Origin of the sequence: Enterobacter sp. KBR-315C3_2022, from assembly GCF_041399425.1 — a bacterium.
Classification (GTDB): domain Bacteria; phylum Pseudomonadota; class Gammaproteobacteria; order Enterobacterales; family Enterobacteriaceae; genus Enterobacter.
On record NZ_JBGKEB010000006.1, the window covers coordinates 34,765 to 47,574 of the forward strand.

Annotated in this window: 11 protein-coding genes; all 11 read right to left on the reverse strand. The window is 62.4% G+C overall.

Features of this window, described 5'->3' with window-relative positions; genetic code table 11:
• Positions 1-16: 16 nt before the first annotated feature.
• Positions 17-2,170, reverse strand: a complete 2,154-nt coding sequence (locus tag AB8804_RS08320) for a carbon starvation CstA family protein (RefSeq protein ID WP_371184972.1) — start codon at positions 2,168-2,170, stop codon at positions 17-19.
• 258 nt (positions 2,171-2,428) lie between these two features.
• Complete coding sequence (locus tag AB8804_RS08325; RefSeq protein WP_371184973.1) at positions 2,429-2,941, reverse strand: 4-hydroxyphenylacetate 3-monooxygenase reductase subunit; 513 nt, start codon at positions 2,939-2,941, stop codon at positions 2,429-2,431.
• A gap of 17 nt (positions 2,942-2,958) precedes the next feature.
• The gene (hpaB, locus tag AB8804_RS08330; protein ID WP_371184974.1) at positions 2,959-4,521 is read right to left on the reverse strand and encodes a 4-hydroxyphenylacetate 3-monooxygenase, oxygenase component; all 1,563 of its coding nucleotides are present in this window, start codon (positions 4,519-4,521) and stop codon (positions 2,959-2,961) included.
• A 229-nt stretch (positions 4,522-4,750) separates the two neighbouring features.
• Complete coding sequence (gene hpaA / locus AB8804_RS08335) at positions 4,751-5,641, reverse strand: 4-hydroxyphenylacetate catabolism regulatory protein HpaA (RefSeq protein ID WP_371184975.1); 891 nt, start codon at positions 5,639-5,641, stop codon at positions 4,751-4,753.
• 9 nt (positions 5,642-5,650) lie between these two features.
• On the reverse strand, positions 5,651-7,027 hold the full coding sequence (gene hpaX / locus AB8804_RS08340) for a 4-hydroxyphenylacetate permease (protein WP_371184976.1): 1,377 nt from the start codon (positions 7,025-7,027) through the stop codon (positions 5,651-5,653).
• A 47-nt stretch (positions 7,028-7,074) separates the two neighbouring features.
• Positions 7,075-7,863 carry a 4-hydroxy-2-oxoheptanedioate aldolase gene (hpaI, locus tag AB8804_RS08345; protein ID WP_371184977.1) on the reverse strand — a complete coding sequence of 263 codons (789 nt, stop codon included), beginning with the start codon at positions 7,861-7,863 and terminating at the stop codon, positions 7,075-7,077.
• 9 nt (positions 7,864-7,872) lie between these two features.
• Positions 7,873-8,676 carry a 2-oxo-hept-4-ene-1,7-dioate hydratase gene (gene hpaH, locus AB8804_RS08350; protein ID WP_371184978.1) on the reverse strand — a complete coding sequence of 268 codons (804 nt, stop codon included), beginning with the start codon at positions 8,674-8,676 and terminating at the stop codon, positions 7,873-7,875.
• A gap of 128 nt (positions 8,677-8,804) precedes the next feature.
• Positions 8,805-9,185: a 5-carboxymethyl-2-hydroxymuconate Delta-isomerase gene (locus tag AB8804_RS08355; RefSeq protein WP_371184979.1), complete on the reverse strand. Its 381-nt coding sequence runs from the start codon at positions 9,183-9,185 to the stop codon at positions 8,805-8,807.
• A 9-nt stretch (positions 9,186-9,194) separates the two neighbouring features.
• Positions 9,195-10,046 carry a 3,4-dihydroxyphenylacetate 2,3-dioxygenase gene (hpaD, locus tag AB8804_RS08360; RefSeq protein WP_371184980.1) on the reverse strand — a complete coding sequence of 284 codons (852 nt, stop codon included), beginning with the start codon at positions 10,044-10,046 and terminating at the stop codon, positions 9,195-9,197.
• A 1-nt stretch (position 10,047) separates the two neighbouring features.
• The gene (gene hpaE, locus AB8804_RS08365; RefSeq protein WP_371184981.1) at positions 10,048-11,514 is read right to left on the reverse strand and encodes a 5-carboxymethyl-2-hydroxymuconate semialdehyde dehydrogenase; all 1,467 of its coding nucleotides are present in this window, start codon (positions 11,512-11,514) and stop codon (positions 10,048-10,050) included.
• Positions 11,511-12,788 carry a 4-hydroxyphenylacetate degradation bifunctional isomerase/decarboxylase gene (hpaG, locus tag AB8804_RS08370; RefSeq protein ID WP_371184982.1) on the reverse strand — a complete coding sequence of 426 codons (1,278 nt, stop codon included), beginning with the start codon at positions 12,786-12,788 and terminating at the stop codon, positions 11,511-11,513. The genes hpaE and hpaG overlap by 4 nt, the downstream gene beginning before the upstream one ends.
• Between the last annotated feature and the right edge of the window lie 22 nt (positions 12,789-12,810).

Consider the following 12,810-nt stretch of genomic DNA (forward strand, 5'->3'; position numbering starts at 1 on the left):
GGGGGAGGTGCGGGGATTAATGGTGTGAAGAGGTCTTCACGCCGCCTTCCGGCACCGGCACGTACGGGGTTTCTTTATCCGTGCGGCCTTCGGCGTTACGCACCTTCATCCAGGTTTTGATGCCGTAGAAGATGATGCTGTACACCACGACCAGGAACAGAATGCTCAGACCTGCGTTGGTGTAGTTGTTCACCACGATATGGTTCATGTTGGCAATCTGCTGCGCGGTCAGGTCACCGCCGCCAGCGGCGATCTTCTCTTTGTACTGGTTAGCCATGAAGAAGAAGCCTTCCAGCTGCGGGTTGGTGCTGAACAGCTTCAGGCCCAGCGCCCAGGTGGTGCAGAGCAGCAGCCACAGGGCAGGCACCACGGTCACCCAGATGTACCTGGTGCGCTTCATCTTCACCAGCACCACGGTGCCGAGAACCAGCGCCACGGCGGCCAGCATCTGGTTAGAGATGCCGAACAGCGGCCACAGGCTCTTCACGCCGCCGAGCGGGTCAACCACGCCCTGATACAGCAGGTAGCCCCACAGGCCTACGCAGCCCGCGGTTCCGAGAACGCCCGCCACCAGAGAGTCGGTTTTCTTCAGGAACGGCACGAAGTTGCCGAGCAGGTCCTGCAGCATAAAGCGGCCCGCACGGGTACCGGCGTCCAGCGCGGTCAGGATGAACAGCGCTTCAAACAGAATACCGAAGTGGTACCAGAAGCCCATGTCCGCCCACGGCAGCACCTTGTGGAACACGTGTGCGATACCCACGGCCAGCGTCGGAGCGCCGCCCGCGCGGTTCAGCACGGAAGGTTCGCCGATGTCTTTCGCGGTCTGCATGATCTGCTCAGGCGAAATCACGAAGCCCCAGGAGCTGACGGTCGCCGCGGCGTGCGTGCTCGCCTCTTTCAGCTGCGCCATGATCATCGCGGTGTTTTCGCCACCCATTTCGTGCAGGTTCGGCATGGTAATACCCAGGCCCGCCGGCGGGGTGTTCATCGCGAAGTACAGGCCCGGTTCGATGATGGACGCTGCAACCAGCGCCATGATCGCCACGAAGGACTCCATCAGCATTGCGCCATAGCCGATAAAGCGCGCGTCGGTTTCGTTCGCCATCAGCTTCGGCGTGGTGCCGGAAGAGATCAGCGCGTGGAAGCCAGACACTGCGCCGCAGGCGATGGTGATAAACAGGAACGGGAACAGCGCGCCTTTCCACAGCGGACCGGTACCGTCGATGTACTGGGTGACCGCAGGCATTTTCAGCTCAGGGTTGATGATCACAATGCCGATCGCCAGGCCCACGATAACGCCGATTTTCAGGAAGGTCGCCAGATAGTCGCGCGGGGCCAGAATCAGCCAGACCGGCAGCAGCGCAGAGATAAACGCATAGCCAATCAGCGCGAAGGTGATGGTGGTGTCTTTAAAGGTCAGCGCCGGGCCCCAGTACGGGTCGTGGGCGATGATGCCGCCAAAGTAAATGGAGGCCACCAGCAGCACGATGCCGATTACGGAGACTTCGCCCACGCGTCCCGGACGCAGGAAGCGCATGTAGATCCCCATGAACAGCGCGATCGGCACGGTAGAGCAGACGGTGAACACGCCCCACGGGCTTTCCGCCAGGGCTTTCACCACGATCAGCGCCAGCACCGCGAGGATGATGATCATGATCAGGAAGCAGCCGAACAGCGCAATGGTGCCCGGCACGCGGCCCATCTCTTCTTTGATCATTTCGCCCAGCGACGAGCCGTTACGACGGGAAGAGATAAACAGCACCATAAAGTCCTGCACCGCACCCGCCAGCACCACGCCCGCCAGCAGCCAGAGCGTACCCGGCAGGTAGCCCATCTGAGCGGCCAGCACCGGCCCGACCAGCGGGCCTGCGCCGGCGATAGCGGCGAAGTGGTGGCCAAACAGCACGTAGCGGTTGGTTGGCACGTAGTTCAGGCCGTCGTTGTTAATGACCGCCGGGGTGGCGCGCGTTGGGTCGAGCTTCATGACCTTCTGCGCGATGTACAGGCTGTAGTAGCGATAAGCCACAAGATAGACGGAGACAGACGCGACCACGATCCACAGGGCGCTTACGTGTTCGCCCCGGCGTAATGCGACGACCGCCAGACAGAAAGCGCCGAGGATCCCGAGTAATGCCCAGGGCACGTGCTTCAATAGTTTTTTAGTATCCATAGTAAGACCTGGTTTTTTATGTAAGAAAAAAGGGGTCAGGGTTCGTTTTGAGGAGGTATTGAGTAATGCTGGAGCGATCGTGCCAGATCCTCGCGCGCGTAAAGGACGGTAAATGCGTGAGCGGTTGAAAGCGATGAGTGAGTGGTCAAAGAACGGGCCGAGTGGTTCTAACGTCAGGTAAAGTAAAGAATATATGTGATGACGATCACAGAATATATCCTCCTCACCGCGCGCTGGCGGGTGAGGAGGCGGGCGGCGCTACACGGCGGCTTCCATTTCCATCATCACCGGGTGGAAGCGGCGCCTGAAGTAGATCAGGCCGTGGCCCTCCTCGCTGAGGATGATGTTTTTAATCTCGACCAGATAGACCAGATGGGTGCCGATGGTCTGCACCTGGCTTATCTCCCCCTCCAGGCAGGCCAGCGCCTCTTTTAGCGCCGGCTGCCCCAGCGGGCCTTTCTGCCAGCAGGAGAGGCCAAAGCGCTCCTCCATCGTCATGCCGGTCATGCCCGCGAAGTGGCGGGCCATGATCTCCTGCTCATGGTTCAGTACGTTCACGCACAGCCTGCCGTTGCCCTGAAAGACCGGGTTCATGGCGCTGTTGGCGTTGATGCAGACCATCAGCGACGGCGGGGTGTCCGTGACCGAGCAGACGGCTGTGGCGGTGATGCCGCAGCGTCCGGCGTCGCCCTCGGTGGTGACCACGTTGACCGCGGCCGACAGGCTGGCCATCGCGTCGCGAAAGCGCAGGCGTTGTTCATCTGTATGCATGATTATCTCCCGCTGCGCTATTTCAGCAGCTTGTCCAGCATGTTGATATCAGAGTTATTGTGCAGGTGCGGCACGGTCCAGCCGTGCTGGTCGTACTCGGACATGCAGCGGTCGACCATCGCCATCATCTTGTCCATGTTGCCGGAGCTTTGCGCCTGGCGCAGGCACTGGAGGCGAATTTCGTCCTGGCTGCCGGAGTAGTTGATTTCGTACAGCTCGTGGCGGCCGCCGAACTCGCTGCCGATGGCGTCCCACATAAGCTTGAGGATCTTGATGCGCTCGACGTGATCCATGCCGTTGGAGCCGCGCACGTATTTCGCCAGGTACTGGTCAATCTGCGGGTTGTTGAGATCGCGGGCGCTGGACGGCAGGTAGATCAGCCCGGAGGTGACGTTTCGCTCGATGATGTTCTTGATCTTGGCGTAGGCCATCGGCGCCATCACGCGGTAGGTTTGCAGCGCCGCGTGGTCCGGCAGGTACGCGCCGTTGACCCACGGCGTGGCTTCGGAGCACATGGAATCGCTCAGCGCCCAGAACATGTTGCGCCAGGCCACCACCTCGCCGAGATCCGCCTGCACGCCGCGGAACTCCAGGGTACCGGTACATTCCAGCGATTTTTTCAGCAGGGCGGTGATGAAGTCGAGCTTCACCGCCAGGCGCACGCAGGCCTGCAGCGGATACATGCGGGCAAAGCCGCCCTCCATCGTCCAGCGGCGGCAGCGGTCGAAATCGCGGTAGATCAGCACGTTTTCCCACGGGATCAGCACATGATCCATCACCAGAATCGCGTCGTTCTCGTCGAAGCGGCTGGAGAGCGGGTAGTCGTACGGCGAGCCGGTCGCACCGGCCATCATCTCGTAGGAGGCGCGGGAGATCAGCTTCACGCCCTCGGCGTCCATCGGCGCGACGAACATCAGCGCGAAGTCCGGGTTTTCGCCCATCACCTGCGCGGAGCCGAAGCCGATCATGTTGTAGTGGGTCAGCGCCGAGTTGGTCGCCACCACTTTCGCGCCGCTGACGATAATCCCGGCGTCGGTCTCTTTCTCCAGCTTGATGTAAACGTCTTTCACCTCGTCCGCGGGCTTATGGCGGTCGATCGGCGGGTTGACGATCGCGTGGTTGAAGTACAGGCCGGTTTCCTGAATGCGGGTGTACCAGTTACGGGCGTTTTGCTCGAACTGGCCGTAAAACGCCGGGTTCGCGCCGAGCGCGCAGCCAAACGCGGCTTTGTAGTCCGGCGTGCGGCCCATCCAGCCGTAGCTCAGGCGCGACCATTCGGCGATGGCGTCGCGCTGCTGGCGCAGGTCGTCGGCGCTTTTCGCCACGCGGAAGAACTTGTGGGTGTAGCCGCCGCTGCCGGTGTCGGTGCCCCAGCAGAGGGTGTCCTGCATCTCCGGCTTGTGCAGCGCGTCGTACATCTGCGCGACGGACGCCGCCGCGTTGCGAAACGCCGGATGGGTGGTGACGTCCTTCACGCGTTCGCCGTAGATATAAATCTCGCGGCCGTCCTGCAGGCTTTTTAAATACTCTTCGCCGGTAAGCGGGCGCTTGGCGTCAGCGCGGAAATCTTCAGGCTTCATAGGGACCTCGTTATCGGAAGTGTGTTTGTTAAATTTATGTTTTGTATTTGTTGTTCAATTGAAGCCTGTGCGGGGCGGAACGTGAAGGGACGTTTGGGACAACGGCGGGTACTTTTCGGGGGAGGTTTAGTTTTGTGATCGTTGTCCCCTCACCCCGGCCCTCTCCCCAAAGGGGCGAGGGTGTCATCGTTCCCTCTCCCCTTTGGGGAGAGGGTTAGGGTGAGGGGAATTACGACACCGGTACTTTCTGCGCCCGATACGCGCTCGGCGAGCAGCCCTCCAGCCGGTTAAAAAAGCGGGCGAAATAGGCTGGGTCCTTGAAGCCTAGCTGCCAGGCGATATCGCTGACCGCGCTGTCGGAGAAAAGCAGCAGCCGCCTGGCCTCGCGCAGCTGCCTGTCGAAAATCAGCCGCTTCGGGGGGCGGTTGGCGAAGCGGCGGCAGATATCCGTCAGGCGGGATTCGGTCAGGTGCAGCTCGCAGGCGTAGTCCGGCACCGTCCAGTGCTGGTGGTAATGCACGTCAATCAGCTGGGTAAAGCGCTGGAACAGCTTTAGCTCGCCGCGCATGCCGCTCGCGGCGTGATCGTCGAGCTTCGCGTTGCGCAGCAGAAGGGTAAAGACCGCCTGCGCCAGCAGGACCAGCGTGTGCTCCCGGCCGGGCAGCTGCCCGATCGATTCGCGGGCGATCAGCTGCCAGTAGTACTTCAGCGCCGCCAGCTCGTCCGGCTTATCCGCCAGCGACAGACAAATCCCCGGCAGGCCGAAGGTTTCCCGCGTGCCGGGGTAGAGCACCTCCAGCAGCGGCCAGATCAGATCCTCGCGCACCGTCAGCACGTGCCCGTCGCTGTCGGACTCGGTGATAAACGCGTGTGGCACCGACGGCGGCGTCAGGACGAACAGCGGCGCCTGCACCGAGTAGCGGTGATCGTCGAGCTGAAGCTCAATCTGCCCGGTATCGAGAAAGTGCATCTGAAAATACTGGTCGTGACGGTGCGCCTGCATATCGCGGCCAAAAAAGGCCGCCATGCGGGCGAACGACTGATAATGCACATCGTCCGTGCCCAGGCTTTCGTCGTACTCTTTGCTGATGTCGATATTGGCAATCGGGCTTTGGCACATGGCGGCTCCTTACGGCGTGGCGCGAGGACGCGAGGCATTCATCGGGATAATCCAGATAATCACCGCGCCTATCACCAGCAGCGCGGCGACAAACCACAGGCCGCTGTTAAAGCTGCCGGTCACGTCTTTCAGCCAGCCGATCATAAACGGGCTGAGCGCCGAGCCAATGTTCCCGGTGGCGTTGATCGTGGCAATGCCGATCGCCCGCGCCCGCAGGCTGATGGACTGATCCGGCGTGGTCCAGAAGATCGCCATCGCGCTGAAGGAGCCGGTCGAGGCCATTACGATCCCGAGCAGCTGGATCAGGCTGTGATCGGTCGCGGAGGCAAGCAGCCAGCCCGCTGCGGCAAACAGAAACGGCAGCGCGGTGTGGTGCTTGCGCTCCTGGTGCCTGTCGGAATGGCGGCTCCAGTAGATCATGCCCAGAATCGTACACACCTGCGGAACGGCAGCCAGCAGGCCGATGGTGATATTGCTGCTGCCTTCGTTGAAGCTTTTCAGGATCTGCGGCGTCCAGATGCTGATCGCGCTAAGGGTGTTGGTCAGGCAGAAGTAGGCGAGGGTGTACATCAGCACAATCGGCGTGAACACCTCGCGCCACAGGCTGCGCTGCTGCAGGGCGCGGTGGCTCAGCGCGCCTTCCGGCTGCACCAGCGTTAGCCGGTCGTTCTCCATCATCTCGTGCAGGCACTGCTTATCCTCCTCCGTCAGCCACTTCGCGCTGGCGGGTTTGTCGTCGAGATAGAACCAGACCATGATGCCCAGCAGCACAGACGGGAACCCTTCCAGCAGGAACAGCCACTGCCAGCCGTGCAGGTTCAGCATGCCGTCCAGCGAGAGAATATAGCCGGAAACGATCGAGCCGAGCGCGGTCGTCACCGGCATGGCGATCATAAACAGGGCGTTGGCGCGGGCGCGGAAAAAGGCCGGGAACCAGTAGGTTAAGTAGAGCAGGATGCCGGGCAGAAAACCGGCTTCGGTGATCCCGACCAGCATTCGCAGCACGTACAGGCTGTTGGGCCCGGTCGCGAACATGGTGGCGGTGGAGGCGATGCCCCACAGCACCATGATGGTGGCAATCCAGCGGCGCGCGCCGACGATGCTCAGCATCACGTTGCTCGGAATGCCGAAAATCACATAGGTGGCATAGAACAGCGTGGTGGCAAGGCCGAACATGGTGGCGTTAAGCCCGAGATCCTGGCCCATCGTCAGCCCGGCAAAGCCGATGTTGATCCTGTCCAGAAACGAAAAAATAAACAGCACGAACAAAAACACGATCAGGCGGCGGAACAGTTTGTTGATAACCGACTGCTGTCGCGCCGTCAGCTGCTTGTGCTGGTTCGCGGGATCGTGCCGATCCGGCAGTGCTGATGATGTGTCGCTCATTGTAGTTTCCTCTGATGGGAATTTTTGTAGGGTGAGGCTTGCTGCGGTTAATAGACGCTGGATTTCACCGCGCTGACGTGCGCGCCAAATCGTTCGGCGAGCGCCTCGGCGCTGCGGGCCAGCAGGGTGGTGTCGACGCCGACGGCGACAAACAGCGCGCCGAGTTCTAAATAGCGTTTTGCCAGCGGTTCGTTCGCCATCAGGATCCCCGGCGCTTTGCCCGCGCGGAGGATCTGCGCGATGGCTTGTTCAATGGCGGCCTGCACCTCCGGGTGCTGCGGATTGCCGGCAAAGCCCATGTCGGCGCTGAGATCCGCCGGGCCGATAAACACGCCGTCGACGCCGTCCACGTCGAGGATCTGCGGCAGGTTTTTCAGCGCTCTTAGGGTTTCGATCTGCACCAGCACGCACATGGAGTCGTTGGCCTTGTGCAGGTAGTCCGGAACGCGGTTCCAGCGCGACGCCCGGGCCAGCGCGCTGCCCACGCCGCGAATGCCCGCGGGCGGGTAACGTGTCGAGCGTACCGCCAGCCGCGCTTCATCGGCGTTTTGCACCATCGGCACCAGCAGGGTCTGCGCGCCCACGTCCAGCAGCTGCTTGATCTGCACCGGATCGTTCCACGACGGGCGCACCACCGGCTGGCTGGGATAGGGCGCAATCGCCTGAAGCTGGGTTAATACCGTCTGCACGCTGTTCGGCGCGTGCTCCCCGTCGATCAGCAGCCAGTCGAAGCCCGCTCCGGCCAGCAGCTCCGCGCTGTAGCTGCTGGTTAGCCCCAGCCAGAGGCCGATCTGCGGCCTTCCGGCCCTGAGCGCGTCTTTAAATGCGTTTTGCATGGTCGTCTCCTAGACAAAGCGGCAGCTGATGGAGCCCATCGGGCCGTAATCCACGTGGAAGGTGTCGCCCCTGCTGGCGGGCACCGGGCGGGTGAAGGAGCCGCCAAGGATGATTTGCCCCGGCTCAAGCTGCACGTCGTACGGCGCCAGCTTGTTCGCCAGCCACGCCACGCCGTTGGCCGGGTGGTTGAGCACGCCCGCCGCGACGCCGGTCTCCTCGATCACGCCGTTGCGGTAGAGCAGGGCGGAGATCCAGCGCAGATCCAGCGCGTCGGGCTTAATCGGGCGGCCGCCGAGGATCACGCCCGCGTTGGCGGCGTTATCGGAGATGGTGTCGAAAACCTTGCGCGGGCGCTGGGTTTCCGGGTCCACGTTGTGGCAGCGGGCGTCGATCAGCTCCAGCGCGGGGATGACGTAGTCCGTGGCGTTATAGACGTCGAAGATCGTGCAGTTCGGGCCGCGCAGCGGTTTTGCCAGCACGAAGGCCAGCTCCACCTCGATGCGCGGAACGATAAAGCGGTCGGTCGGGATATCGCCGCCGTCCTGGAAGAACATGTCGTCGAGCAGCGCGCCGTAGTCCGGCTCGCTTATCTGCGAGCTGGCCTGCATCGCTTTTGAGGTCAGGCCGATCTTGTGGCCCTTCAGCGTGCGGCCTTCGGCAATTTTCAGGCCGACCCACTCGCGCTGAACGGCGTAGGCGTCCTCGAGGGTGATCTCCGGGTACTCCAGCGAGATCGCGCGGATCTGCTCCCGGGACTGTTCCGCCCGGTGCAGGCGGTGGGCGATCAGGCTGTGGGTGTGTTTGTCGAGCATGGCGGTTTCCTGTTGTAATGTTTTCTCCCTCTCCCCGTAGGAGAGGGCCGGGGTGAGGGCAACCGGCCGCAGCGATTTCCCCTCACCCTAACCCTCTCCCAGAGGGAGAGGGAACAGACCGTGCGGCATTACTTAAACAACGCGTGCACGTTGTTCCGCTTGTAGTTGAGGGTCGGATGCAGCTCGTCGAGCTCGAACGACAGCGCCAGATAGCGGGCGGCCATCAGCTCGGCGAAGTGCGCTTTGATCAGTTCAAACAGCATCTCCCCGACCGCTTCACGGCTCTCCAGGCTGCGCCCGGCACCAATCTTCAGCGTCATGTGCACGAAGGCGTAATCGTGCCTGCCGTCGGCCATCTGCCAGGTATCCAGCCAGTGCGCGCGGCTGCGGATGCCGCCGAGCGGGAAAATCCCCGTCGCGGCCAGCGCCTCGTTCACTCTGGCGAACAGCCCCGGCAGGTCGGCCTGCTCGCGGATATTGTCGGTGCATTCAGCAATAAAGTGCGGCACGGTGGCTCCTTACGCGGGCAGCGGGAAAACGGCGTTAACCTGGCCGGTGCCGGAGCTGGCAAACAGCTCGGTGAGAAACTCCACCTTGCCGTCGTAGCGGTCCCAGCCGAGCATCCCCAGCAGCATCACCGTGTCGTGCATGTTGCCCTCGCCGTAGCAGTAGTCGGCGTACTCCGGCAGCATGCTGCAAAACTCTTTGAACTGGCCCTCGCGCCAGAGCTTCACCACGCGCTCGTCCATCTGGCGGTCGAACTCGCGGGTGTAGCTGTTCATCCCTTCCTCGGCGCGCTGGTCGTCGATAAAGCGGTGCGACAGCGAGCCGCTGGCGAGCACCGCCACGGTGCCGTCGTATTTTTTGATGGCGCTGACGATGGCCTCGCCCAGCCTGCGGCTGTCGGCGAAGTCGTGAACCGTGCAGAACGCCGAGATGGAGACCACTTTGAAGTGCTTATCCGCATTCATATAGCGCATCGGCACCAGCGTGCCGTACTCCAGCTTCAGGCTCGGGATGTTGTGCGCCTTGGCGCGCACGCCGAGCTTCACCGCCTCGTCGGCAATCAGCTGGCCCAGCTCCGGGTTGCCGTCGTAGTCGTAGGTCATGTCGCGGATAAAGTGCGGCAGCTCGTTGCTGGTGTAGACGCCCGCAAAGTGGTCCGCACAGTTGATGTGGTACGCGCTGTTCACCAGCCAGTGGGTGTCGAACACGATGATGGTATCGACGCCCAGCTCGCGGCAGCGCTTGCTAATCTCTTTATGCCCGTCGATGGCACCCTGGCGACAGCCGTGGTTTTTGCCCGGCAGCTCGGAAAGATACAACGACGGAACGTGGGTAATTTTTGCTGCTAACGCTAACTTTCCCATATCAGACTCCCCATTTTGGTATTGGATGATCGCCCATGGAGATACAGACGTTTTTCATCTCCGCAAACACGTCAAAGCTGTACTCGCCACCCTCGCGCCCGGTGCCGGAGGCCTTCACGCCGCCAAACGGCTGGCGCAGGTCGCGCACGTTCTGGGTATTCACAAACACCATGCCGGCTTCGATGTTGCGCGCCAGGCGCAGCACCTTGCTGACGTCCTGGGTCCAGATGTAGGACGCCAGGCCGTACTCCACGTCGTTCGCCAGCCGCAGCCCTTCCGCTTCGTCCTTAAACGGCAGCAGGCAGGCCACCGGCCCGAAGATCTCCTCCTGCGCCACGCGCATGCGGTTGTCGACGTCCGCCAGCACGGTCGGGCGCAGGAAGTTGCCGCCGCGAAGGTGCGCAGGCAGGTCGGTCGGTTTGTCCGGCCCGCCCGCCAGCAGGGTTGCGCCCTCTTCGATGCCGAGGCGGATATAGCCGGACACTTTCTCCCAGTGTTGCTTGCTTATCAGCGCGCCAACCTGGGTGTTCGGATCGGTCGGGTCGCCCACGCGCAGGCGGTTAGCGCGCTCGGCAAAGCGTTTAACGAACTCCGGGTAGATGCTCTGCTGGATGAAGATGCGCGAGCCCGCGGTGCAGCGCTCGCCGTTGATCGAGAAGATGGTGAACAGGGCGGCGTCCAGCGCGCGCTCGATGTCGGCGTCTTCAAAAATCAGCACCGGGGATTTGCCGCCCAGCTCCATGGAATACTTCTTCAGCCCGGCGTTTTTCATGATGTTGCGCCCGGTGGCGGTGCCGCCGGTAAACGACACGGCCCGCACGTCGTGATGGCGCACCAACGCGTCGCCCGCCGTCGCGCCGTAGCCCTGCACCACGTTCAGCACGCCCGCCGGAATGCCCGCTTCCAGCGCCAGCTCGCCCAGGCGGTCGGCGGTCAGCGGCGAGAGCTCGGACATTTTCAGCACCGCGGTATTACCCAGCGCCAGGCACGGCGCAACCTTCCAGGTGGCGGTCATAAACGGCACGTTCCACGGCGACACCAGCGCGCAGACGCCCACCGGCTGCACCAGGGTGTAGTTCAGCATCTTGTCGTCGACCGGGTAGGTTTTGCCGTTCATCTGCTGGCACACTTCGGCGAAGAACTCGAAGTTGTGCGAGGCGCGCGGGATCAGCACGTTTTTGGTCTGGTGGATCGGCAGGCCGGTGTCGGCGGTCTCCATGGCGGCGATCTCCGGCACGTTCTGGTCGATCAGATCGCCCAGGCGGCGCATCAGGCGCGCGCGCTCCTTCATCGGCAGGTTGGCCCATTTCGGAAACGCCTCTTTGGCGGCGGCAACGGCCAGGTGGATTTCCGCTTCGCCGCCGGAGGCCACTTCCGCCAGCACCTCGCCGGAGGCCGGGTTAGTGGTGTGGAAGTACTCGCTTCCGGCCACGTTTTTACCGTTGATCCAGTGGTTAATCTTTTTCATTTTGCCGTCTCCTCGCTCACAATTCGGTTTACCAGGCGTCCCACGCCTTCCACTTCCACCACCACCTCATCGCCCGGCTTCACGTCGGAGAGCCCTTTCGGCGTGCCGGTGGCGATCATGTCGCCCGGCTGCAGGGTCATAAACGCGCTGAGATACGCAATCAGGAACGGGATGCTGAAGATCAGATCCGCGGTGGTGCCTTCCTGACGTAGCTCGCCGTTAACGAAGGTGCGCAGGGTGAGGTTGTGCGGGTCGGGAATGGCCGCTTTCGGCACCACGTTCGGGGAAATTGGCGTCAGCCCGTCGCGGCTTTTTACCCGCAGGTTCGGGCGGTAGTAGTTTTCGAGATAGTCGCGGATGGCGTAGTCGTTGCAGACCGTGTAGCCCGCAACGTAGTCCATCGCGTCGGCTTCGCTGACGTTACGCGCGGTTTTGCCGATCACCACCACCAGCTCGGACTCGTAGTGCATGTATTCGATATGGTTCGGGCGAACCGAGGTCTGGTTATCGCCGTTGAAGGTGTTCGGCGCTTTGATGAACACCAGCGGCTCGGTCGGCGGCGTGAAGTCCAGCTCGCTGGCGTGATCGGCGTAGTTCAGGCCGAGGGCAAACAGCGTCGGGTGCGGGTGTGCGCCGTGCGTGGGGGATACCTCGCGCTCATCGACCACCGGGTTTTCCAGCGCCGGGAAGCCTTCTGCCAGCACGCGCACGCGATCGCCCGGGCGGATCTCAACGCGGCTTTGCGGCGTACCGAGCAGGATCGCATCCCCCGGATTGAGGGTGGCGAACTCGCTCAGGGCGCTCAGCAGCTCGGCGGCACTGCGGTGCAGGTCAGCGGTGTTCCAGTGGTCGGCCTCGCGGCCGTTGATTTCGGTGATGATGGTCAGGTTGTCCACGCTGTCGACGGCGACCAACTCCCCTAACGGACAAAATCCGTCGCGGCATTTGGCCTTAATCGCCGGGCGATAGAAGCTCTCTTCCGGCAGGCTGATTTCGTTCGCCAGCGCGTATCCGGCGATGTACTCCGCGGCGTCTTCCGCGCGCACCTTGCTCGCCGTTTTACCGACCACCAGCGCGACGGTGGCACCGCTCAGCACCGTTTCTCCCTGCGGAAACGGAATGGGCTCGCCCGCGCGAATGACGGTGTTGTGGGGCTTAATAAACCAGACCGCCGTTTTCGGCGGCGCGTTATAGGGGGGCTTCGTGAACGCGTCTCCCCACGCCGCCAGCTGGCTTTGATGGTTTAACGCGACGGCAAAAACGGTACCTTTCATCCACATACTCCTCAGCCGGTTC

Excerpts from the sequence above, each read along its gene's own strand:
- AB8804_RS08320 (WP_371184972.1), bottom strand. The coding sequence starts at position 2,170 with ATGGATACTAAAAAACTATTGAAGCACGTGCCCTGGGCATTACTCGGG.
- AB8804_RS08325 (WP_371184973.1), bottom strand. The coding sequence starts at position 2,941 with ATGCATACAGATGAACAACGCCTGCGCTTTCGCGACGCGATGGCCAGC.
- hpaB (WP_371184974.1), bottom strand. The coding sequence starts at position 4,521 with ATGAAGCCTGAAGATTTCCGCGCTGACGCCAAGCGCCCGCTTACCGGC.
- hpaA (WP_371184975.1), bottom strand. The coding sequence starts at position 5,641 with ATGTGCCAAAGCCCGATTGCCAATATCGACATCAGCAAAGAGTACGAC.
- hpaX (WP_371184976.1), bottom strand. The coding sequence starts at position 7,027 with ATGAGCGACACATCATCAGCACTGCCGGATCGGCACGATCCCGCGAAC.
- hpaI (WP_371184977.1), bottom strand. The coding sequence starts at position 7,863 with ATGCAAAACGCATTTAAAGACGCGCTCAGGGCCGGAAGGCCGCAGATC.
- hpaH (WP_371184978.1), bottom strand. The coding sequence starts at position 8,676 with ATGCTCGACAAACACACCCACAGCCTGATCGCCCACCGCCTGCACCGG.
- hpaD (WP_371184980.1), bottom strand. The coding sequence starts at position 10,046 with ATGGGAAAGTTAGCGTTAGCAGCAAAAATTACCCACGTTCCGTCGTTG.
- hpaE (WP_371184981.1), bottom strand. The coding sequence starts at position 11,514 with ATGAAAAAGATTAACCACTGGATCAACGGTAAAAACGTGGCCGGAAGC.
- hpaG (WP_371184982.1), bottom strand. The coding sequence starts at position 12,788 with ATGAAAGGTACCGTTTTTGCCGTCGCGTTAAACCATCAAAGCCAGCTG.